The 20,921-nt window shown below is 62.8% G+C and carries 21 protein-coding genes and 1 tRNA gene; 4 read left to right on the forward strand and 18 right to left on the reverse strand.

Going from position 1 to position 20,921, the window contains the following annotated elements:
* Window positions 1-2: 2 nt before the first annotated feature.
* From nuoF to AC56LV_RS09665, 16 genes are all read right to left on the reverse strand, one after another.
* Window positions 3-1,298: an NADH-quinone oxidoreductase subunit NuoF gene (nuoF, locus tag AC56LV_RS09590; RefSeq protein ID WP_499557180.1), complete on the reverse strand. Its 1,296-nt coding sequence runs from the start codon at window positions 1,296-1,298 to the stop codon at window positions 3-5.
* The gene (gene nuoE / locus AC56LV_RS09595) at window positions 1,295-1,771 is read right to left on the reverse strand and encodes an NADH-quinone oxidoreductase subunit NuoE (protein ID WP_258834891.1); all 477 of its coding nucleotides are present in this window, start codon (window positions 1,769-1,771) and stop codon (window positions 1,295-1,297) included. The genes nuoF and nuoE overlap by 4 nt, the downstream gene beginning before the upstream one ends.
* A 20-nt stretch (window positions 1,772-1,791) precedes the next feature.
* Entirely contained in the window at window positions 1,792-3,045 is a 1,254-nt protein-coding gene (locus AC56LV_RS09600; protein ID WP_183557677.1) for an NADH-quinone oxidoreductase subunit D, read from the reverse strand.
* A complete protein-coding gene (locus AC56LV_RS09605; RefSeq protein ID WP_499557182.1) occupies window positions 3,045-3,638 on the reverse strand; it encodes an NADH-quinone oxidoreductase subunit C in 594 nt (197 codons plus the stop codon). Before AC56LV_RS09605 ends, AC56LV_RS09600 begins: the two co-directional genes overlap by 1 nt.
* A gap of 18 nt (window positions 3,639-3,656) precedes the next feature.
* Entirely contained in the window at window positions 3,657-4,133 is a 477-nt protein-coding gene (locus AC56LV_RS09610; protein ID WP_147933132.1) for a NuoB/complex I 20 kDa subunit family protein, read from the reverse strand.
* A 3-nt stretch (window positions 4,134-4,136) separates the two neighbouring features.
* Entirely contained in the window at window positions 4,137-4,496 is a 360-nt protein-coding gene (locus AC56LV_RS09615) for an NADH-quinone oxidoreductase subunit A (protein WP_183557670.1), read from the reverse strand.
* 172 nt (window positions 4,497-4,668) lie between these two features.
* Window positions 4,669-4,753, reverse strand: a tRNA-Leu gene (locus AC56LV_RS09620).
* 301 nt (window positions 4,754-5,054) lie between these two features.
* The gene (gene secG / locus AC56LV_RS09625) at window positions 5,055-5,489 is read right to left on the reverse strand and encodes a preprotein translocase subunit SecG (protein WP_499557184.1); all 435 of its coding nucleotides are present in this window, start codon (window positions 5,487-5,489) and stop codon (window positions 5,055-5,057) included.
* 86 nt (window positions 5,490-5,575) lie between these two features.
* Window positions 5,576-6,325 carry a triose-phosphate isomerase gene (gene tpiA / locus AC56LV_RS09630; RefSeq protein ID WP_499557186.1) on the reverse strand — a complete coding sequence of 250 codons (750 nt, stop codon included), beginning with the start codon at window positions 6,323-6,325 and terminating at the stop codon, window positions 5,576-5,578.
* A 147-nt stretch (window positions 6,326-6,472) separates the two neighbouring features.
* A complete protein-coding gene (locus AC56LV_RS09635; RefSeq protein ID WP_499557188.1) occupies window positions 6,473-7,459 on the reverse strand; it encodes an NAD(P)H-quinone oxidoreductase in 987 nt (328 codons plus the stop codon).
* A 93-nt stretch (window positions 7,460-7,552) separates the two neighbouring features.
* On the reverse strand, window positions 7,553-8,521 hold the full coding sequence (locus AC56LV_RS09640; RefSeq protein ID WP_499557190.1) for an MYG1 family protein: 969 nt from the start codon (window positions 8,519-8,521) through the stop codon (window positions 7,553-7,555).
* A gap of 94 nt (window positions 8,522-8,615) precedes the next feature.
* Entirely contained in the window at window positions 8,616-9,131 is a 516-nt protein-coding gene (locus AC56LV_RS09645) for an Rv1443c family protein (RefSeq protein WP_499557192.1), read from the reverse strand.
* A gap of 143 nt (window positions 9,132-9,274) precedes the next feature.
* Entirely contained in the window at window positions 9,275-10,450 is a 1,176-nt protein-coding gene (locus AC56LV_RS09650; protein ID WP_499557194.1) for a S41 family peptidase, read from the reverse strand.
* 24 nt (window positions 10,451-10,474) lie between these two features.
* A complete protein-coding gene (locus AC56LV_RS09655) occupies window positions 10,475-10,831 on the reverse strand; it encodes a hypothetical protein (protein WP_499557196.1) in 357 nt (118 codons plus the stop codon).
* Window positions 10,832-10,894: 63 nt separating this feature from the next.
* A complete protein-coding gene (locus AC56LV_RS09660; protein WP_499557198.1) occupies window positions 10,895-11,518 on the reverse strand; it encodes a tetratricopeptide repeat protein in 624 nt (207 codons plus the stop codon).
* A gap of 74 nt (window positions 11,519-11,592) precedes the next feature.
* The gene (locus tag AC56LV_RS09665; RefSeq protein ID WP_499557200.1) at window positions 11,593-12,369 is read right to left on the reverse strand and encodes a GIN domain-containing protein; all 777 of its coding nucleotides are present in this window, start codon (window positions 12,367-12,369) and stop codon (window positions 11,593-11,595) included.
* 305 nt (window positions 12,370-12,674) lie between these two features.
* On the opposite strand from AC56LV_RS09665, the gene AC56LV_RS09670 reads away from it, so the two are divergent.
* The 4 genes from AC56LV_RS09670 to AC56LV_RS09685 all read left to right on the forward strand — a co-directional run bounded on the left by AC56LV_RS09670 (window position 12,675) and on the right by AC56LV_RS09685 (window position 19,525).
* Window positions 12,675-14,084 (forward strand): M16 family metallopeptidase, encoded by a 1,410-nt coding sequence (locus AC56LV_RS09670; RefSeq protein WP_499557202.1) that lies wholly within the window; start codon window positions 12,675-12,677, stop codon window positions 14,082-14,084.
* A 10-nt stretch (window positions 14,085-14,094) separates the two neighbouring features.
* Window positions 14,095-15,501 carry a M16 family metallopeptidase gene (locus AC56LV_RS09675; protein ID WP_499557204.1) on the forward strand — a complete coding sequence of 469 codons (1,407 nt, stop codon included), beginning with the start codon at window positions 14,095-14,097 and terminating at the stop codon, window positions 15,499-15,501.
* Between the two features lie 353 nt (window positions 15,502-15,854).
* Window positions 15,855-18,866: a reprolysin-like metallopeptidase gene (locus AC56LV_RS09680; RefSeq protein WP_499557206.1), complete on the forward strand. Its 3,012-nt coding sequence runs from the start codon at window positions 15,855-15,857 to the stop codon at window positions 18,864-18,866.
* Window positions 18,867-18,940: 74 nt separating this feature from the next.
* Entirely contained in the window at window positions 18,941-19,525 is a 585-nt protein-coding gene (locus AC56LV_RS09685; RefSeq protein WP_499557208.1) for a cohesin domain-containing protein, read from the forward strand.
* A gap of 104 nt (window positions 19,526-19,629) precedes the next feature.
* Here the strand turns inward: AC56LV_RS09685 and AC56LV_RS09690 are convergent, their stop codons facing one another.
* Complete coding sequence (locus AC56LV_RS09690) at window positions 19,630-19,830, reverse strand: globin family protein (protein ID WP_183557631.1); 201 nt, start codon at window positions 19,828-19,830, stop codon at window positions 19,630-19,632.
* 68 nt (window positions 19,831-19,898) lie between these two features.
* The gene (locus AC56LV_RS09695) at window positions 19,899-20,897 is read right to left on the reverse strand and encodes an EthD domain-containing protein (RefSeq protein ID WP_499557210.1); all 999 of its coding nucleotides are present in this window, start codon (window positions 20,895-20,897) and stop codon (window positions 19,899-19,901) included.
* Between the last annotated feature and the right edge of the window lie 24 nt (window positions 20,898-20,921).

The following is a 20,921-nucleotide window of genomic DNA, read 5'->3' on the forward strand; positions in this document are numbered from 1 at the left end:
GTTTAAAGGTATGAGGGCACGAGGCAGTGCTTGTGCTCAATGTGATATTCAAATTCTTCGCGGAAGTGCTTGATCATGGCCTGCACTGGCATCGCGGCCGCATCGCCGAGCGCGCAAATCGTGCGGCCCTTGATGTTGTCAGCGATGTTGTTCAGCAGATCCATGTCGTCCGGTCGGCCCTGGCCATGCTCGATGCGGTGAACCATGCGGTACATCCAGCCCGTGCCTTCGCGGCATGGCGTGCACTGGCCGCACGATTCTTCGTAATAGAAGTACGACAGGCGCAGCAGCGACTTGACCATGCAGCGCGTCTCGTCCATCACGATCACGGCGCCCGAACCCAGCATCGAGCCGGCCTTGGCGATCGAATCGTAGTCGAGATCGGTTTGCATCATCTGCTCGCCCGGCACCACTGGCGCCGACGAACCGCCTGGAATCACGGCCTTGATCTTCTTGCCGCCGCGCATGCCACCGGCCAGTTCCATCAGGGTCGCAAATGGCGTACCCAGCGGAACTTCGTAGTTGCCTGGCCGCTCGACGTCGCCCGAGATCGAGAAGATCTTGGTGCCGCCGTTGTTCGGCTTGCCCAGCGCCATGTAGTTCTCGGCGCCGATGTTCAGGATGAACGGGACCGCAGCGAAGGTCTCGGTGTTGTTGATCGTCGTGGGCTTGCCGTACAGGCCGAACGAGGCCGGGAACGGCGGCTTGAAGCGCGGCTGGCCCTTCTTGCCTTCGAGCGACTCGAGCAGCGCGGTTTCTTCGCCGCAGATGTAGGCGCCGTAACCGTGGTGCGCGTGCAGCTGGAACGAGAACGTGCTGCCCAGGATGTTGTCACCCAAAAAGCCCGCGGCGCGCGCCTCTTCCAGCGCTTCTTCAAAGCGCAGGTAGTCTTCGAAGATCTCGCCGTGGATATAGTTGTAACCCACGGTGATGCCCATCGCGTAGGCGCCGATGGCCATGCCTTCGATCAGCGCATGCGGGTTGTAGCGAATGATGTCGCGGTCCTTGAACGTGCCCGGCTCGCCTTCGTCGGTATTGCAGACGAGGTATTTCTGGCCCGGGAACTGGCGCGGCATGAAGCTCCACTTCAGGCCGGTCGGGAAACCGGCGCCGCCACGGCCGCGCAGACCCGACGCCTTCATGTCGGCGATGATCTGCTCGGGCGTGATCTTTTCTTCGATGATGCGGCGCAGCGCCGAGTAGCCGCCACGGTTGACGTAGTCGGACAGGTGCCAGTTGGCGCCGTTCAGATCCTTCAGGATCAGCGGCTTGATGTGACGATCGTGCAGGCTGGTCATTTGTTCAGTTCCTCAAGCAGGGCGTCGATCTTGGCGTCGCTCATGAACGAACACATGCGGTGGTTGTTCACCAGCATGACGGGTGCGTCGCCGCAGGCGCCCATGCACTCGCCTTCCATCAGCGTGAACTTGCCGTCCGCCGTGGTGTCACGGAAGTCGATGTTCAGGGCGTCCTTGATGCGCTGGGCCGCGCGTTCGCCGCCCGACAATGCGCAAGGCAGGTTGGTGCACACGGTGATCTTGTGCTGGCCGACCGGCTTGACGTTGAACATATTGTAGAAAGTCGCCACCTCTTGCACGGCAATGGCCGGCATCTCGATGTAGTCGGCGATTTCCTGCATCGTCTCTGGCGACAGCCAGCCCAGTTCGACCTGGGCGTGGGCGAGCGAGGCCATCACGGCCGACTGGCGTTGATCGGCTGGGTACTTGGCCAGCTCCCGATCGATTTTTTGATAGCACTGCGGGGATAACATATTCTTCTCTGCCTTTCGGACTAGCGATCAATACTGCCGAACACGATGTCTTGCGTACCGATGATGGCGACGGCATCAGCGATCATGTGTCCGCGTGCCATTTCGTCGAGGCTCTGCAGGTGGACATAGTCCGGCGTGCGGATTTTCAGGCGGTATGGCTTGTTGGCGCCGTCGGAGACGATATAGATGCCGAACTCGCCCTTCGGATGCTCGACCGCAGCGTACGCCTCGCCCTCGGGGACGTGGAAGCCTTCGGTGAACAGCTTGAAGTGGTGAATCAGCGATTCCATATTGGACTTCATGTCCATCCGGTTCGGCGGCGCAATCTTGTTATTGTCGATCATGACCGGGCCCGGATTCGCGCGCAGCCACGTGATGCATTGCTTGATGATGCGGTTCGACTGGCGCATCTCTTCGACGCGCACCAGGTAGCGGTCGTACGAGTCGCCGTTGGTGCCCACCGGGATGTCGAACTCGACCTTGTCGTACGCTGCATACGGCTGCGTCTTGCGCAGGTCCCAGGCGATGCCCGAACCGCGCAGCATGGCGCCGGTGAAGCCCATCGCTTTCGCGTCTTCGGGTGTCACGACACCGATGCCGACCGTACGCTGCTTCCAGATACGGTTGTCGGTCAGCAGGGTTTCGTATTCGTCGACGTAACCATCGAAGCGCTTCGTGAACGCGTCGAGGAAGTCGAGCACGGAGCCCTGACGGTGTTCGTTCAGTGCGTCGATCGCCTTGGCGCTGCGGATCGGCGAAGCCTTGTGCTGTGGCATCGTGTCCGGCAGGTCGCGGTACACGCCGCCCGGGCGGTAGTAGGCCGCGTGCATGCGCGCGCCCGATACGGCTTCGTAGACGTCGAACAGGTCTTCGCGGTCGCGGAAGCAGTACAGGAACGGGCCCATGGCGCCGATGTCCAGTGCGTGCGCGCCCAGCCACATCAGGTGGTTCAGGATGCGGGTGACTTCGTCGAACATCGTGCGGATGTACTGGGCGCGGATCGGCGCCTGGATGCCGAGCAGCTTTTCGATCGCCAGCACGTAGCCGTGTTCATTGCACATCATCGACACGTAGTCGAGACGGTCCATGTACGGCACCGATTGCAGGTAGGTGCGGGTTTCGGCCAGCTTCTCGGTGCCGCGGTGCAGCAGGCCGATGTGCGGGTCGGCACGCTGGATCACCTCGCCGTCGAGCTCGAGCACGAGGCGCAGCACGCCGTGCGCTGCCGGGTGCTGCGGACCAAAGTTCAGGGTGTAGTTCTTAAGCTCAGCCATTATTTCGTCCCGTAAGTCTCTTCGCGAATCACGCGGGGAATGTTCTCGCGCGGTTCGATCGTGACGGGTTGATAGATCACGCGTTTCTGCTCGGGGTCGTAGCGCATTTCGACATAGCCCGAGACCGGGAAGTCCTTGCGGAACGGGTGGCCGATGAAACCGTAGTCGGTCAGGATGCGGCGCAGGTCGCCGTGGCCATCGAACAGGATGCCGAACAGGTCGAACGCTTCGCGCTCGAACCAGTTGGCGGCGCGCCAGATCGGCGTAATCGATTCGACCAGCGGCATGTCGTCGTCCGGGCAGAACACCCGCACGCGCACGCGCCAGTTGTGGGTCAGCGACAGCAGGTGCACGACGACCGCAAAGCGCGGTCCTTCGTAGGTGCCTTCGCCATATTCAGAATAGTCGACGCCGCACAGGTCGATCATCTGCTCGAAGGCCAGCGCAGGGGTATCGCGCAGGGCCGTCATCGAGCGGATGTAGTCGGCGGCTTTGACCACCACCGTGACTTCACCCAGCGCCGCCGAGATCGCGGCGCCCTCGCCCAATGCAGTCTGCAGGGCGAGTTGAAGGGTTTCGAGTTTTGTCGTCATGGAGTACGCCGTCCGTTTTTAGCGCGCGATGGTATTGGTGCGCTTGATCTTGTTCTGGAGCTGCATGATGCCGTACAGCAGAGCTTCGGCGGTCGGTGGACAGCCAGGCACGTAGACATCGACCGGGACGATGCGATCGCAGCCACGGACGACCGAATACGAATAATGGTAGTAGCCGCCACCGTTGGCGCAGGAGCCCATCGAGATGACCCAGCGCGGCTCGGCCATCTGGTCATAGACCTTGCGCAGCGCCGGCGCCATCTTGTTGCACAGCGTGCCGGCAACGATCATGACGTCGGACTGGCGTGGCGACGGACGGAACACGATACCGAAGCGGTCCATGTCGTAGCGGGCCGCGCCCACGTGCATCATCTCGACCGCGCAGCAGGCCAGACCGAACGTCATCGGGAACATCGACCCGGTACGTGCCCAGTTGACCAGCTTGTCGGCTGTGGTGGTGATGAAACCTTCGTTTAGTACGCCTTCAATAGCCATGGCTTATTCCCAATCAAGGGCACCTTTCTTCCAGATGTACCAGAAGCCCACGACGAATTCGGCGATGAACACCATCATCGTGATGAAACCGGTGAACCCCAGTTCGCGCATCGAGACGCCCCATGGGAAGAAGAATGCCGTTTCAAGATCAAACAAAATAAACAGGATCGCGACCAGGTAGTACCGGACGTCGAACTTCATGCGCGCGTCTTCGAAGGCTTCGAAGCCGCATTCATACGGAGACAGTTTGGCATCGTCGGGTTTGTGCGGCCCGAGCAGGCGACCAAGCACCTGAGGGGCGACACCGACACCGATGCCAACCAGGATAAAGAGAAGAACGGGGAGATAACTTTCGAGGTTCACGATGAAGCCTTCTGAACGATCGGTTAATGGAACGCTGCAGAGATGCAGCACCGAATCGTGCGAACCTGGCTTCGAGCCTGCCGCCAGGATCGTACGACAGATCCTCGTAAAAAAGCCAGCTCAGGCATGAGGTAAAAACTCGTGCGCCCTTGCTGGCTTTCTTTCTAAATTTTGGTGCCGACGGCGAGACTCGAACTCGCACAGCTTGCGCCACTACCCCCTCAAGATAGCGTGTCTACCAATTTCACCACGTCGGCTGGAGAACAGTATTTTACCCTGCTTTAGCACTATCTTTCAATGCTCAAATTGCGCAATCACAAAGATATTTGCCAATTATTTGAATCATATCGCCGAACAATCTATTGGACGCTCATTTACTGACATGAGCATGACAAAGTTCGTAGCGACACGATCGTCAATATTGCAAGACTGCACAGACCGGTTGTTCAACCCTGCCACGCGCCGCAGTATTCTACGCCTAAAAACGACAATGCGCCCGATAAAAAGGCGCATTGTTCTGGAACAGCAATGGCGCGCATGGCGCCGGGACTGCGTGGCTTAGTTCGTGGCTGGCGCCGGGGTTGCCGGGGCTGGCGCCGGGGTTGCCGGAACAGCCGGGGCGGGCGCTGCCGGAACGGCACTGCCCGCTGGCAGCGTTGGCACATCGGCTGGCGCCGTCTGCACCGGCGCCGTGACCGGGATGCCGGCTGCTGGCGCCTGGGCACGGCCCATCACGCCGGCGTTGTCGCCGCCGCTGCGGTCATTGCCGATGTAGGCCAGCGTCAGCGTGGTGCCGAAGAACACGGCGGCAGCCACTGCCGTTGCCTTGGACAGGAAGTTCGACGACCCGGATGCGCCGAACAGGCTGCCCGACGCGCCGGAACCGAAGGCCGCACCCATATCAGCGCCCTTGCCGTGCTGCATCAGGACCAGGCCAATAATGGACAAGGCCGAGATAACCTGCACGACGATAATAAGATTAGACCAGATCATTGCAATTCCATTCCAAGGTTTAACAGCGTTTCAAATTTTTTGTAATTCCAAAATCTTCGCAAAACTAAATGTGCGAGATTAAGTCTTTAAGCAGCACGCAGAATGGCGAGGAAATCGGCCGCTTTCAGTGCCGCCCCGCCGATCAGGCCGCCATCGATATCCGGTTGCGCCAGCAGCTCGCGTGCATTCTCCGGCTTCATGCTGCCGCCGTAAAGGATTTGTACGGTTTCTGCGGCATCAACGTTGCACTTGCGCACTAACGCGCGCATGTCGGCGTGGACCTGCTGCGCCATCTCGGGCGTGGCCGTCTTGCCGGTACCGATTGCCCACACCGGCTCGTACGCCAGCACCAGACGTGCGACATCTTCAAAGCCCACCAGTTCCAGCACCGCGTGCAGCTGGCCACCGACAACGTCGTTGGTTTCGCCCGCTTCGCGCTGCTCGAGTGTTTCGCCGATGCACACGATCGGGGTCAGGCCGGCGTCCAGCGCCGCTTTCGCCTTGCGCGCGACCAGCTCGTTCGACTCGCCGTGGTAGCCGCGGCGCTCGGAGTGGCCGACGATCACGTAACGGCAACCGAAATCGTGCAGCATCGACACGCACACTTCGCCGGTGAAGGCGCCGCACGGCTCGGTCGCGACATCCTGCGCGCCCCAGGCCACACTGCTGCCAGCCAACAATTGCTCGCACTGGAACAGGTACGGCGCGGGGACGCACACCGCGCACGACGCCTGCATGTCCGGGCTCAGACCCGCGAGAATGCCTTGCAGCAGCTCGGCATTGACTGCCCGGCTGCCGTTCATTTTCCAGTTACCTACTACGAGTGTGGGACGCATACTACCCCATGTCAAATAACCCGCTATTCTAGCGGTCGATATTGTGGCGGTCAAACAATGGCTGAGAGTGCCAATCTGCTTGAAACCGCCCGTGGATGCGCCGCGCGGAGCTTATGGGCCCCGCCGGCGCGCCTGTTGTTTTTATGGTCAGTCGGCCAGTACTTGCAGGACGATCTTGCCCACGTGGGTGCTCGATTCCATCATCGTGTGGGCCGCCGCGGCTTCTTGGAGCGGGAACACGTGGTGAATCACCGGCTTGATCTTTTTCTGCGCGAACAGCGGCCAGACCTGCTCGCGCAACTGGCGTGCAATGGCGGCCTTGAAGGCGACCGGACGTGGCCGCAGCGTCGAACCGGTGATCGTCAGGCGGCGGCGCAGCACGTGGTTCATGTCCAGGTTGGCTTGCGCGCCGCCCAGCAGCGCGATGACGACCAGGCGGCCATCGTCGGCCAGGCACTCGATCTCGCGCGCCACGTAGTCGCCAGCGACCATATCCAGAATCACATCGACACCACGACCGTCCGTGAGTTCCTTGACCACGGCGACAAAATCTTCATCGCGGTAATTGATGCCCCGCTCGGCGCCCAGCGCTTCGACGGCGCGGCATTTGTCGTCGCTGCCGGCCGTGATGAACACGCGGTGGCCCAGCGCGCTGGCGACCTGGGTGGCGGTCACGCCGATGCCCGAGCTGCCGCCCTGCACCAGCAGGCTCTCGCCTTCGCTCAGGCGGGCACGGTCGAACACATTGCTCCAGACCGTGAAATAGGTTTCCGGCAAGGTCGCCGCTTCCAGCGGGGTCAGCCCTTCTGGAACCGGCAGGCATTGCTCGAGTGGCGCGGCGCAGTATTCGGCGTAACCGCCACCCTGCACCAGAGCGCAGACGAGGTCGCCCTTGGCAAAACCGCTGTCACCCAGGTCGCCGTCGACGATCTCGCCGGCCACTTCGAGGCCCGGCAGGTCGGAGGCGCCCGGCGGCACAGGGTATTTGCCCAGGCGCTGGAACACGTCGGGGCGGTTGATACCGGCAGCATGGACCTTGATCAGGACTTCGCCGGTTTTCAGGACCGGCAATGGCCGTTCACACAGTTGCAAGACGTCGGGCTGGCCCGGTTTGGTGATCTCGATGGCGCGCATGGAAAGCTCCCGCATTAGCAAAACCGCAATTGTACGGGAGTCGGCGGCGGCTTGCCGACGGCCGGGCGATCGTGCGCGCCGCGAGTGAAGCGTCTACGAATAGGTCGTGACCGTCACGCCCTGCTCGACCGCATCGAGCGCCTGGCGCGCCATGATCCGGATGCCATCGTAGCTGCGCGCGGCAGCGATGAAGCGCCCCGTGTGGCAGAACACGGCGTCCGGCACGCCGGTCACGGCAGCCAGGTCCGCTTCGCGCAGGCCAGCCCAGGTTTCAGGCAGGTCGGCGCGCGCATCGAAGCTTTCGGTGTCGACCGACACCGTGTGCAGGATGTAGCGGTTTTCGGTCAGGCTATGGCTGATGACAAACAGGATCTTCGGCATTTCCTTGCGCACGATGCTGCTCCACGGCAGCGCGGCGTTCTTCAGGAACAGCAGCTTGCCGCCTTCGAGCACCTCGGCCTGGCGCACCTGCGTGACGGCCAGCATGGCGCCCACACGGTAGCGCACGGCATTGCCCATGATATCGGTGAGGAACTCCACGGCGCGCATGAACTGACCCATGCGATACACGTCCACTGCTTCGCCATAGCCCAGGCGCTGCTCGTCGAGCCAGCCCGGATTGAAGCCCGAGACCACGGCCGACAAGCCATAGCTGCCCGGCGCGTTCTTGGCCACGCCGACGTCCGACAAATCGAGGTACTGGACGATATCGACGTCGATGGCGTACGCGATCTGCTGGGCCGTGTCCTCGGACAAGGTTTCGCCCGTGTGCCGCAGGGCCAGCGCAGCAACGCAGCGCGCGCCGTGGTCACGCCAGACGAGGCCGGCGCTGGCATACGGCACCCCGGACGGCCGGGTGGCATTGAATTCCTTCTGGTGGTGGTCGAACCGGCCGGTGGCCGGGTCCCAGACCCCGCCAACGTCGATCGCGAAGTCGGCGGCATCGATCCGGGCCTGCTCGCGGGTGCGGATCACGTCGGCATCGGGGAACAGCACCTTCAGGACGGCGACGGCCCACGCATCATCTGCGTGAAATTTGCCGCCGTGAGTGGCAATCAACATACAAGCTCCAAATTGCTGCAACGCCGCGAATGCATCGGGCGCGCGAATGAGTCAAAGCCGAAGCCTACCATGCGGGGACGCATCTCAGCCTCTCTCAGCGTGCTCTGCCGGCTTCGCCGCGGCGTTGGCCGGTCGCTGCCCGCTCGCCCAGTGCCAGCGCCAGCTTCTTGTGACGGTGCGCGAAAAACAGCTTGACGAGGTAGCGCACGACGGGCGTGGCCAGGCGTGGCGTGAACGCCAGGTAGTCGGTGACCTGAGCGCCCCGGCCATCGGCCGACGGCGTGATCACACGTTCATGGCGCCATGAGCGCATCGACAGCAGGTCGGATTCCTCGACGAAGCGGTGGCCCGGCTCCATCTCGGTAAAGCGCAGCTTGGACATGTCGATTGGAAACAGACCGAACAGCAAAAACTGGCAGCGGCCCAGGACCGTGTTGAGTGCGGTGTCGGGGCCGATATGCGTCATTGCCTTGGGAAAAACGACCTTGAGCAGCGGACGCATTTCGGTGCGCACGCCTTCAAGCGACGTCGACCAGGCCCAGGCTTCGCCGGTCGAGACCGGCACGTGGGTCGTCATCGTGAGTGTGACCTTGGCCATTGCGTGCTCCATGAATTGATTTTCCTCATCATGGACCGCCCTGCCCTGTGACTCAGTTCGCCAGCCCGCATAACAGGGCAATTACGCCCCCGGACTTAGCATGGACGGGAGCGTCTGACAACGTTTCTTGATTACCCTGACAGCAACATCATGTACTAAGGCATTGTGGAATGAGGCCCAGACGCGAAAGCGCTCGCATTGCGCACCTGTGCGAGCAAGGCTTTTACGGTCACCATGCGGTCGAATGGACTGTCAGGCAATACGATGTCGGGATGTACCAACGCGGGCTCCCGAATTCCTGAGGGACGGTCGAGCGCGAAAAACGGAATCGTCAATTCCAGCCCGGTATTCGGGAATGTGATGTTGCGCACGCCGCCGGTTTGACGGGCGCGCGCATAGCCGCCGGCACCTGCCAGCTGTGCAAAACCGAAGTCTTGCACCACATTCGAGAACAGTACCGCAGACGAGTAAGTAATGCGGCCCACCAGCACGTATGTTTTTCCGGAAAAATGCAGCGGATTGCTCAAGTCCGGTTCAACCCAGGTGTCGCCGAACCCATGCACGATGTCGCCAACCTTTTCGGTTCCCCTCGCTCGCCCTTCGATGACTTTTTTGACGTAGCTCGAGCCATTCCGGAAGGGCTTGTCGGCGATATAAGGTACGAGACCGGCTTTCCACATGTCGTCGTTGCCGCCCGTATTCTCGCGGACATCGATCATCAGGGTCGTTACCTTCGCATCGCGGATTCTGGTGAACGCATCCTTGGTGAATGCATTGAAGGCCTGCTGGTCGGGCCATTGAAACTGGTTGATCGTCAGCAGCGCTGCGTTCCCGGGGAGCAGTTCGAACTGAAAGGTTTTTTTGAAGCCGGAAGGCCCTTCCATGTCCAGCGAAGGGGGAATCTTGCTGGTGCCTGCCATGCGGATGTGTTTTGGTCCATCAGGGTTGGCAACGACCAGGTCAAATTGCCGCGGCGCCCCAAACACTCGCCAGTAATAAAACCACATGCGGCGCGACAGAATATTGGCCCGCAGTTCCGGCGTTTCGCCGCCCATCAGCGAGAGGAGTTCTTGCGCGACCCGGGCCGCAGGCACGCCGTTGATTTGCTCGATGCGCACGCCGGTCAGCGGACTCTTGCTGCCGTCGAGCCCGGCCCGGATGATGATGTCGCCATCGATGCCGACCTGGACCTCATACGGGAACAGTACACCACCCGCTTCGAGGTGTGCCTTGGTAAGGGCTGTCCATTTGCGCGGGGAAACTGACATGTGAGCATCGGCGAACAGCGGATTGAGCTTGGCAAGCACCCGCCATGCCTGGTCGCGGGTCATTGGTTTCTGCAACTGCGCATCGACTTATTCGTAGGCCTTTCGGAGCGTTTCCCGGCTTGTGAACAGGCCCGGATCTGGGTGGATCCTGTCGATTTCGTCTCGCATGAAGCGAAAGTCCGCTTGCAAGTCCTGCGCAGAAAATTCAGGCTCGTTTTCGGCAGACGGTGCAGTGACAAGCCCACTGCCCGTTGATCCGGCCGCAGTCGGCGATTTATCTCCTTCAGGCCGCAAAGGCGCGCCGGCTTGCAGAACAACAGCGTTGGTGCGCGGCGCTTGTATGCCATTTGTTTCCAGGGTTGTGCTTTCGGCGGCAGCAAACATCGGAAGGCTACATGGTAGTGACATCAGAAAAACCAGGGAATGACGAAAATATCCGTTCATTGCGAGTCCAGTTGATTGCCTTCTAGTTTGCGTCGGCCAAGCGAGCCGGCGCCGCCGGATGCATCAAGCGTCGCCCCCTGTCTTCGATGTCGCCGGGAGTGGCGTGCCTGGTTTCCAGGTACGCGACAGCGCCTGCGCTTCTTCGATCTGCTCCTGCGTCATGCGTTTGGCGATGGCGGCGCGCTGGTCGACGGCGTTGCGGTTGCCGCCGGCCGCAGCCAGGTTGTAGAGCATGTAGGCCAGTACGACATCCTGCGGCACGCCAGCCACGTGGTAGCGGTACATCAGCCCGAGGGCATTCTGCGCCTCGGCATGGCCCTGCTCGGCTGCCTTGCGGAACCAGGTCACGGCGTGCTTCTGGTCTTGCGGCACTGAGTTGCCTGTGTAATACATGGCCCCGACCACGTACTGCGCATCGGCCTTGCCCTGCAGCGCTGCCTTCTGGTGCCAGGCAAATGCCTGCTTGTAGTCGCGCGGCACGCCCCGGCCCATGTAGTACATGAGTCCCAGCAGATGCTGCGCTTCGGCGTGGCCGGCCTTGGCCAGCGGCGTGACTTCCTTCAACGCAAGCGCATAGTTGCGGGCGTTGTAGGCACTGGCGCCTTCGGGAAAACCGGCATGGGCGCTGCCGTGCAGGCCGAACTGCAGGCATAGCGCCAGGAGAACTGCAAAGAATGGTGTCTTCATGGTCCGCACACAGAATCCAGATCGTTGCCGATACCGCCGGGGTGCTCCCGGCCAGCGTGGTGGTCGCGCGTCCGTCATTTCCAGTTGACCTTGCCCAGCCCGTCGAGCGCGACCTTGCGGTTGACCGGCTTGCCCAGTACCGTCACCGATCCCATGCCAGACAGCGATACATTGATACTCTGGCGCACATTCACGGTGGCATTGCCAAGTCCCGACAGATCGAGCGCGACCGAGTCGACGCTGCAGCCCTGCGCATCGAGCCCGCCCAGGCCGCCCAGCTCGGCCTTCAGGCGTTTGCTGCGGCCGGTCAGTGTCACGAAGCCGGCGCCGCCCAGGTTCAGGTCGATGCCCTCGCTGTCGATCCCGTGGATCTTGAGGTTGCCTACACCGCCCAGGTTGGCGGTGATGAAACGATAATTCGATGATGATACCGACATTGACCCGGCGCCATCGAGATTGATGTCCAGTGACTGGCCGGCAAAGCCGCTGACCGTGGTGGCGCCGATACTTTCGGACGATACGGCGCGCAGGTTTGGCAGCACGAGTTCGGCCTGGATGCCCGACGAACGGCCGAAGTTGAAGCCCCCGCGGCGGCCTTCGGTCTCGATATTGAGCGTGTCGCCGCGCTGCGTGGTGGTCGTGCGCGACAGCAGGCGCGCGTCGCCCGTCAGCACCAGTGTGGCCGTTGCGCCCTGGCGGATGACCAGATCTCCGACCCCTTCGAGCGTCACGCGCACGACTTGCGCATCGATGGGCCGCGTCTCACTGGCCGTGTCCGGCGCGGCGCGCACGAGGCCCGCGGTGGCGCCCAACAAGGCCGCCACGGCGCCCAGCTTGAAAAGGTGATTCATCGAGGTTCTCCGGTATGTTGCGACCCGAACCAATGCCGGAACTTGTCAGGATGAAACTATAGCCCGAAACGCAAGCGCTCCCGCCCGGTGTGCGATGAACTGCAAAAAACGGCATCCGAACTGCGCAGCGGTGGCGGTTTCGGTCAGAACGGCGGGGGCCGATGCAGCACGCATGACCCCGCATCACCCTGCGCTGGCACAACAAAAACATTCTTTTAAAGCATGCCATTGCGCTAAGATGTTTCGCCGGTGGCGCACCCCGCCCCGGTGATACCCATTTCATTGCGATCCATTTCGAGGTCCCCATGCGCATGCGCCACTATCCCGCCCTGCTGGCCGGGTTCACCCTGTCGATGTCGGCATTTGCCGCACCGGCCGACGGGTGGACCTTGCCGGTCAATATGAAAAAACTCGACAACGGCCTGACCGTGATCGTGTCGGAAGACCGCACCTCGCCGACCGTCGGCGTCTCGGTCGTCTACCACGTCGGCATGCGCCTCGAGCCGAAGAACCGCACGGGCTTTGCGCACCTGTTCGAACACCTGATGTTCCAGGGCACGCCGAATGCGCCAAAGGGTGTCTTCGATACAACGATCACGGGCGGCGGCGGCTGGAACAATGGTTCGACCCGGCCCGACTTCACCAACTACATCGAGACCGTGCCAAGCTCGGCGCTCGAGCCGATCCTGTGGCTGGAAGCGGACCGCATGAAGACGCTCGACTTCAACGCAACCACGCTGAAGAACCAGCAGGATGTCGTGAAAGAAGAAATCCGCGTCAATGTGAAGAACCAGCCGTATGGCGGCTTCATGTGGATCGACATCAGCCAGCACGCATTCCAGAAATGGGAAAACAACCACGACGGCTACGGCAGCTTCGAAGACCTGGAAAACGCCAGCCTGGACGACGTGCGCGCGTTCCACAGCGACTATTACGGCCCGAACAACGCAGTGCTGGCCATCGCCGGCGACATCACGCCACAGCAGGGCTTCGCGCTGGCCCAGAAATACTTCGGCGCCATTCCTGCGCGGCCGGTACCGAAAGGAACCGATTTCAGCGAGCCCCTGAACACGGCCGAAAAACGCCTGCAGCAAAGCGACGCACTGGCCCAGGTGCCGGCGATCGCGGCGGCCTGGAAGGTGCCCGAGCGCGGCAGCCGCGACCAGGCGCCAATCGCCGTGCTGGCCGAACTGCTGGGCGGCGGCGATGCGTCGCTGTTCTACCAGGGCCTGGTCAAGGGCCGCGAGATCGCACTGAACGTCGACATCCTGTTTGGTCTGACCAGCCCGTGGGAATACAACGGTCCTACCCTGATGACCGTGCATGCGCTGTACAAACCCGACAGCAGCGCGGACGCGATTCTCAAGGCCATGGATGAAGAGATCACCAAGGTGGCAAAAGACGGCGTCGATGACGCCACGCTCAAGCGCGTCAAGACGCGCATGCTGGCCGACTGGAACAACAAGCTGGAAAGCTTCGTCAACCGCGCCGACACGATGGCCAAGCTGCAGGTGCTGTGGGGCGACGCCAATGTCGTCAACAAGATTCCGGGCTGGATCGATGGCGTGACCTCGAGCGACATCCAGCGCGTCGTCAAGACCTATCTCGTGCCGGCCAACCGCACCGTCATCGACCGCAAGCCGGCCGCCATGATCGAGGCCGCGCGGACCGCTGCCACCCCTGCCAACAGTGCGCCTGCCGGCGCCATCAAATAAGGAGCGCCTCATGAACAAATTGATGCTCGCGCTTGCCGTCTCGCTGGCGTTCGCGCCGCCGCTGCATGCACAAACCAGGGCGCCAAATGGCATGCCTGCCTACGGCCAGGAAAAATCGATTCCCGCGCCGAAGATCGGCAAGCAGACGCTGGCCAACGGCCTGACCGTCTGGGTCGTGCCACGCCAGGGCTTGCCCCGCGTGGACTTCGTGCTGGCGCTGCGCGGCGCCGGCTTCGCTGCCGACGCCCCGGCCCAGGCCGGCTTTGCGGCGATGCTCGCGGGGATGCTCAACGAAGGCACGGCCAAACGCGATTCGCGCGCGATTGCCGAAGCGGCGCAAGGCATGGGCGGCGAAGTGGCCGCCAGTCCGGCTTCCGACGGCATCATCCTGTCGGCCAACGCCGTCGCCTCGCAGGCGGGCGGCATGCTGGACCTGATGGCCGAGATCGCGCGCCAGCCGTCGTTCCCCGAGAACGAAGTGGCGCTGGCGAAAGCCAATGCGCTGCAGGCGCTGCGCGTGGCGGAAACCCAGCCGGGTTTCCGCGCCGAGCGCGCGATCAAGAAAGCCGTCTACCTCGACCATCCGTACAGCCGCACCGATCCAACGGCCGAGTCGATCAATGCCGTGAACGCCGCGCTGCTGCGTACCGAACACGCGAAGCGCTTCCGTCCGGACCGCGCGCTGCTGGTCATCACCGGCCGCATCACCGAAGCAAAAGCAATGAAGCTGGCGCAGGCCGCGTTTGGCGACTGGAAGGCCAGCGGCGCGGCATTGCCGGACACGCCCGCCGTCGCCACGAACGTGAAGCCGTCGCGCATCCTGCTCAAGCGCGACGGCAGCGTGCAGTCGACGCTGCGCGTGGGCAGCCCTGGCATCGCGGCCAGCGCCGCCGACCAGATCCCGCTGCGCCTGACCAGCACCATCATCGGCGGCGGCTTCTCGAGCCGGATCAATACCAATCTGCGCGAAGAAAAAGGCTATACGTATGGCGCCTCGGCCGGGGCGCGCATGAGCCGCGCGGGCGGCATGATGGTCGGCGGCGCGGACGTGCGCAATGAAGTGACGGGCGCGGCGCTGGCCGAATACTTCAAGGAGTACAAGCGCCTGGGCAGCGAACTGGTCACGACGGCCGAGATGGACATGAACAAGCGCTATGTCGCCGGCGGCTACCTGCTGAATAACCAGTTGCAGCGTTCGGTGGCCAACACGCTGGCCGCGAACTGGCTGGTCGGTTTGCCGCCCGAGTTCCTGGGCGACTATGTGCCGCTGATCCGCAAGGTCACGCCGCAGCAGGTGCGTGCGGTGGCGCAGAAGTATTTTGCGCCCGAGAACCAGTCGATCGTGATTGTCGGCGATCCATCCAGGCTCGATGCGCAGCTGGCGCCATACGGCGAATTTACGGTGAACGACAAGTAATATCGCCACCACAGAACCGATGCATGCCCCGTGTAGTTTGCGGGGCATTTTTTTGTTTCAACCTTTATCTATCAACAAGTATGCAGCGGGAATAAGCGTGCATATTTAGCATGATAAAACGCCCTGCGCCAGCGTCATCATTCACCAATTCAATTATTTCGACAAGATTACAACAAGAAAGTATTTACTTGCGTTCAATATCAAGGCAGCAATAATATCAATGTGCTCGCATTGCATTCTTTGCATCGTGAAGTTCGGTGTGCAACGCATCGCTGGCAACACAAGGAAGCTCCGGAAGACCCATCAACGCTTACCACAACGTCACACTTCTACCAGTCGCGAAAGGATTACGCATGAGAACGAAGCCTTTGAGCTCGCCGTATCACGGCAAGCCACGCCAGCTGCACGCTGCACCACTGAAGAAAGGTTCGCTCGCGCTCTGCGTCGCGCTGGCCCTGGTCGTCGGCACCCCATCCGTGCTGGCGGCGCAGGTCGGCCCGGTCCAGGTGCAGAACCAGCGCGCGGCCGCATTCTGGCAAGACGTGACCGTGCCAGCTGCATCGACGACTGCACGCACTTCCAGCGCCAAAACCCCCGCCCTGCAACTGCGCCGGGTGCGCGCCGCCAGCCTCGACCTGGCCGGCATCCGGGGCGTTGCCCGGGAAGCGCCGATGGCGCGTGCGGGCGACCTTTCGACGAGCAGCCTGACCATCTCGCTGCCGCATCCGGACGGCGGCTACCAGCGCTTCACGCTCGAAGAGTCGCCCGTCATGGAGCCCGGCCTGGCTGCCAGGCACCCCGACATCAAGACCTACCGCGGCAAGGGCGTCGACGATCCGCGCGCCACGCTGCGCATGGACATCACGCAGCTTGGCCTGCACGCATCGGTCCGTTCGCCGGACGGTGGCTGGTATGTCGATCCGTACTACCGCAATGACACCAGCATCTACGCCAGCTACACGCGCGCCGACCTGATCAACCCGCGTGGTCCGCTGATCGAAGGCGCCATCGAGCCGCAGCTGAGCCTGTCGCGCTCGTTCTACCAGGAAGGCGACAGCGTCGTGGTGACCGGTGCGGGCTTTGCCCCGGGTGCCAGCGTCAGCCTGAACATTGCGGCCGATGGCGATGGCGTGGCGCTGCACAATGCCACAGCTACCGCCGACAAGAACGGCGCGATCAGCGTGACGCTGCCGGCCGCCGCAGCGCGCCAGGGCGCGTTCGACATTACCGCCACTGACGGCAGCAACAGCACCAGCGCGCCCTACCGCGTGGTCGATGCCAGCATGGCGGCCAATGCCGTCGTCGGCAGCGCGCTGCGCACCTACCGCCTGGCGCTGGTGACCGACCCGAGCTACGCCACCTACTTCGGCCCTGCCAACGTCACTGCCGCCAAGGTCACGCTGATCAACCGTGTGACCCAGGTCTATGAGGACGAAACCTCGATCAGCCTGGTGCTGATCGACGCCACCGATGCGCTCAACCTGAATACTCCCGAGCAGATGACCGGCACCAACGGTCCCTGCGGCGGCGCGGCCTGCTACACGCCGGCCCAGGCATCGGGCTGCACGAGCGGCACCCTGACCCGTAACCGGATCGTCACCGGCCTGCTGGCGGGTGCCAGCAACTTCGACGTCGGCCACATCGCCTTTGGCCTGAACGGCGGCGGCGTCGCCAGCCTGGGTGTCGTGGGCGGCAGTGCCAAGGCCCAGGGTTGCACGGGCATCCCGACCCCGACTGGCGACTTCTTCGCCGTCGACTACGTCGCACACGAACTGGGTCACCAGTTCTCGGGCAACCATACCTTCAATGGCACGGTAGGCAGCTGCAGTGGCGGCAACCGCAGCGCCACCACCTCGGTCGAACCGGGCAGTGGCTCGTCGATCATGGCGTACGCCGGCATCTGCGGCGTCGACAACCTGCAGCCGCACAGCGATCCATACTGGTCGCAGCGCAGCTTCGACGAGATCGTGGCCTACACATCGGGCGCCGATATCGCCATCAACGAAGTGCAGGTAGGCGCCCTGACCGGCTTTACCGCCGCCGGCCAGCAGTTCCAGCTGAGCTATAACGGCAACCTGTCGGCCCCGATCGTACGCGGCGCCAACTACACTACTGCTGGTGTCAAGGCGGCCATCGAAGGCATCGCCGGCTGGCCAAGCGGCGCCACCGTGTCAGTCACCGGACTGTCCGACACGGCTTTCACCGTGACGTTCAACGGCACGCTCGCCGGCACCAACGTACCTTCACTGATGGTGAGCAATGTCACCGGCGGTGGCGCCGGCTTCATCGGTGAAGTCGCACGCGGCGGCCTGACCAACCGCGGCGGCAGCGTGGCGGGCACGACCAATTCGGCGCCGAGCGTCACCGTGACCCCGACCTTCACGATCCCGGTACGCACACCATTTGCCCTGACCGGCAGCGCCGTCGATGGCGACGACGATACCGTGACATATATGTGGGAGCAGAACGACCGGGGCGGCAGCGCCGGTACCTCGCTGATCGATAACGTCAAGCTCAACGGCCCGTTGTTCCGCCAATTCGGCACGCGTGCCATCGTGACCAGCGCCGGGACGCTCGAGTACGGATCGCCAGGCCAGAACCAGGTGACTACCGATCCGACCCGCGTGTTCCCGGACATGGCGCAAATCCTGGCCAACAACACCAATGCCGTCACCGGCGCCTGCCCGACGGCCAGCACACCGCTGACGGCTGCGCAGATCGATTGCTTCTCGGAGTTCCTGCCAACGGCCGCCTACGTGGGCTTCGGGGCCAACGCCGCGCCGGCGTCGCTGAACTTCAAGCTGACGGCGCGTGACGGCCGTGGCGGCGTCAACAGCGCCACCACGACGCTGGTGCTGGCGCCTGCGGCCGGTCCGTTCCTGGTCACGTCGCCCAACACGGCGGCCACCATCAACGCCGGCCCGCAGACCGTGACCTGGAGCGTGGCCAACACGAATGCAGCGCCAGTGAGCGCCGCCAACGTGAAGATCACGCTGTCGACCGACGGCGGCGCGACCTGGCCACACCTGCTGGCGGCGAGCGTGCCGAACACGGGCAGCGCCAGCGTCACGTTCCCGGCACTGCCAACGACGCAGGGCCGCATCAAGATCGAGGCCGTGGGCAATGTGTTCTTCGACGTCTCGGACGCCAACTTCACGCTCGCGAACGCGCCGGTCGTGGGTGACGTGACCGGTGACGGCGTGGTCGATTGCGCCGACGTGGCGGTGGTGCGTGCAGCGCTGAACAAGCGCACCGGCCAGGCCGGGTTCGATCCGCGCGCCGACGTCAACAGCGACGGCATCGTCAATATCCGCGACCTGAACATCGTCACGCCGCGCGTGCCAGCCGGCACGGTCTGCAACTGATCCAAGCGGCGGGCCGGATCAGCGTATCCGGCCCGCCAGAACACTTATTGCCTACTCAACTTTAGGATCACACCATGAGCAAATGGAAGCACTTCATCGCCGCCGTCCTGCTGGGCGCCAGCACCCAGGCCTGGGCCGCGCCCATCCTGTCGTTCTCTACCGGCCCAGCCGCGCAAGTCGGCTCGACCGTGACGTACAACATCGCGATCGACGATATCGCCGACCTGTACTCGTACCAGTTCTCGATCAACTACGATGCGCGCTATCTGCGCGCGCTGAACGTGACCGAAGGCGCGTTCCTGGGCACGGCGGGCAATACGGTCAGCGGTGTTCTCGGCATGGAACCGGGGTTCATCGACTTCGTGTACGGCAGCCTGATCGGTCCCATCCCGGGCGCCACTGGCAGCGGCCTGCTTGCCAGCATCACCTTCGAAGCAATCGGTGCGGGAACGTCCGCGCTGTCGTTCGCCGATGTGATTTTCCTTGACCGGGAAAACAATGACATTGCTGGCCTGACTGCGTTGTCGGGTGAAGGCGTCGTGCTCGCGGAACCGGGTGGACCAGTCGATGTGCCGGAACCGGCCAGCGCCCTGCTGTTCGGCGCCGGCTTGGCGAGCGCCGCAGCACTGCGTCGCCGCCGCACCGGCGCCCGCGCATAATCAGCAACAAGCAACGAGCGACGGACAACGAGCAACGGGCACAAGCAAACAGGCCTGCAACGCGGTCACGCGGTGCAGGCCTGTTTTCATTGACACTACTGTCGTTACGCCAGTGCTTCCTTGGCCGCCTCTTCAGGCGTGAGCGAATCGTAGAACTGGTCGGTGAACCATTCGATTTCTTCCTCGATATGGTCTTGCGCCTGCCGTACGGTCGCGCCGCCCGCGACTAAAAACCCCTCGACCTCGATACACCAGTTGACGAACGCCAGCGTTTCTTCATCGAGTTCTTCTTCCTTCTTGGCCATGGCAAATCCCCGTATCACGTTACCGCCGGTCAGCGCGACCGGCGTTGGCGTGATTCTACCGTAGCCGGTCAGCGCTCGGTGGCCACTTCCGGCATCAGGCGATTCATGACGCTGTAGTTAATCGCCGTCCACCACTCCGAGCCTTCGCCGGTCAGCGCCGCTTCGGATTGCGCGATCGCCTCGTGGTCGTTGCTGACCAGGTAATCCTCGACATCGTTCAGTGACGCGAACGACAGGATCGAGACGGCATCGATCTTGCCGCCTTCGGGGTCCTTCTGGGTCGAACCGATATTGAGCAGCACCGCGTAGCGCTTCACGAACTCGGTCGTCGCCGAGTGGCCCATGACCAGCGGCGCGTGCTCGTCCAGCAGGCGGCGCTGGAACTCTTCGCGCGACAGGTCGGGGTTGCGCATGTGGATCTTGACCAGGCTGACCGGATCGCGGTGGCGCGCGCTCGGGATCAGGATGTATTCGCGCGTGATTTCACGCGTGACCATGCGAAACGCCACCTGCTCATCGGCGATGATCCGCTCGGCAAATTTCTCCTGGCCCAGCACGCGCTCGATATCGTCCTGCTCGGCATACGTGATGTAGGCCAGGCCATCCCAGCGCGGGCGCCCGTACGGCGGCACGCACTTTTCTGGCTCGGCCGGCAGCTTGCCGTTCTCGCCAATCATCGCGCGGTACGGTGGCGGGAAGAACGACGACGGGCCCAATGCGATACGGTGCACCTGATCGTAGCGCAGCACGCGTTCGGACGAACTGCCCGGCTCATCCCACGCAAATTTTGGGCCATGGACCTTGCGCCAGTATTCGTCCCAGTGCTCGAACGCCAGGTTTTCATTGCCTTCCAGCGCCAGCGCTCCGGGACGCCAGTTCGGCAGATGCACCTCATTGCCGTGCTTGCTTTTGGCCGAGCCGGCATCTTGCGGACGCTCACCCCGCGGCGTGCTGTCGACACGGCTGACGAAGGTCGCCGTGACGATCAGTGGATGCGTAATCGGATCGCGGGTCTGGCCCATCGGTGGGCGTTGCAGGTTATCGCTACGGTCGAAATCAATGGTCATGACATTCCTTTTCTTGATCGTGCG

This window comes from Telluria sp. RB2R28 (genome assembly GCF_059685835.1).

What these genes read in the sequence shown, in the direction of transcription:
- AC56LV_RS09660 (WP_499557198.1), bottom strand. Translation starts at nt 11,518, where the DNA reads ATGAAGACACCATTCTTTGCAGTTCTCCTGGCGCTATGCCTGCAGTTC.
- AC56LV_RS09670 (WP_499557202.1), top strand. Translation starts at nt 12,675, where the DNA reads ATGCGCATGCGCCACTATCCCGCCCTGCTGGCCGGGTTCACCCTGTCG.
- secG (WP_499557184.1), bottom strand. Translation starts at nt 5,489, where the DNA reads ATGATCTGGTCTAATCTTATTATCGTCGTGCAGGTTATCTCGGCCTTG.
- AC56LV_RS09680 (WP_499557206.1), top strand. Translation starts at nt 15,855, where the DNA reads ATGAGAACGAAGCCTTTGAGCTCGCCGTATCACGGCAAGCCACGCCAG.
- AC56LV_RS09690 (WP_183557631.1), bottom strand. Translation starts at nt 19,830, where the DNA reads ATGGCCAAGAAGGAAGAAGAACTCGATGAAGAAACGCTGGCGTTCGTC.
- nuoF (WP_499557180.1), bottom strand. Translation starts at nt 1,298, where the DNA reads ATGACCAGCCTGCACGATCGTCACATCAAGCCGCTGATCCTGAAGGAT.
- AC56LV_RS09695 (WP_499557210.1), bottom strand. Translation starts at nt 20,897, where the DNA reads ATGACCATTGATTTCGACCGTAGCGATAACCTGCAACGCCCACCGATG.
- nuoE (WP_258834891.1), bottom strand. Translation starts at nt 1,771, where the DNA reads ATGTTATCCCCGCAGTGCTATCAAAAAATCGATCGGGAGCTGGCCAAG.
- AC56LV_RS09640 (WP_499557190.1), bottom strand. Translation starts at nt 8,521, where the DNA reads ATGTTGATTGCCACTCACGGCGGCAAATTTCACGCAGATGATGCGTGG.
- tpiA (WP_499557186.1), bottom strand. Translation starts at nt 6,325, where the DNA reads ATGCGTCCCACACTCGTAGTAGGTAACTGGAAAATGAACGGCAGCCGG.
- AC56LV_RS09600 (WP_183557677.1), bottom strand. Translation starts at nt 3,045, where the DNA reads ATGGCTGAGCTTAAGAACTACACCCTGAACTTTGGTCCGCAGCACCCG.
- AC56LV_RS09605 (WP_499557182.1), bottom strand. Translation starts at nt 3,638, where the DNA reads ATGACGACAAAACTCGAAACCCTTCAACTCGCCCTGCAGACTGCATTG.
- AC56LV_RS09685 (WP_499557208.1), top strand. Translation starts at nt 18,941, where the DNA reads ATGAGCAAATGGAAGCACTTCATCGCCGCCGTCCTGCTGGGCGCCAGC.
- AC56LV_RS09650 (WP_499557194.1), bottom strand. Translation starts at nt 10,450, where the DNA reads ATGACCCGCGACCAGGCATGGCGGGTGCTTGCCAAGCTCAATCCGCTG.
- AC56LV_RS09675 (WP_499557204.1), top strand. Translation starts at nt 14,095, where the DNA reads ATGAACAAATTGATGCTCGCGCTTGCCGTCTCGCTGGCGTTCGCGCCG.
- AC56LV_RS09610 (WP_147933132.1), bottom strand. Translation starts at nt 4,133, where the DNA reads ATGGCTATTGAAGGCGTACTAAACGAAGGTTTCATCACCACCACAGCC.
- AC56LV_RS09645 (WP_499557192.1), bottom strand. Translation starts at nt 9,131, where the DNA reads ATGGAGCACGCAATGGCCAAGGTCACACTCACGATGACGACCCACGTG.
- AC56LV_RS09635 (WP_499557188.1), bottom strand. Translation starts at nt 7,459, where the DNA reads ATGCGCGCCATCGAGATCACCAAACCGGGCCAGCCCGACGTCTTGCAA.
- AC56LV_RS09655 (WP_499557196.1), bottom strand. Translation starts at nt 10,831, where the DNA reads ATGAACGGATATTTTCGTCATTCCCTGGTTTTTCTGATGTCACTACCA.
- AC56LV_RS09665 (WP_499557200.1), bottom strand. Translation starts at nt 12,369, where the DNA reads ATGAATCACCTTTTCAAGCTGGGCGCCGTGGCGGCCTTGTTGGGCGCC.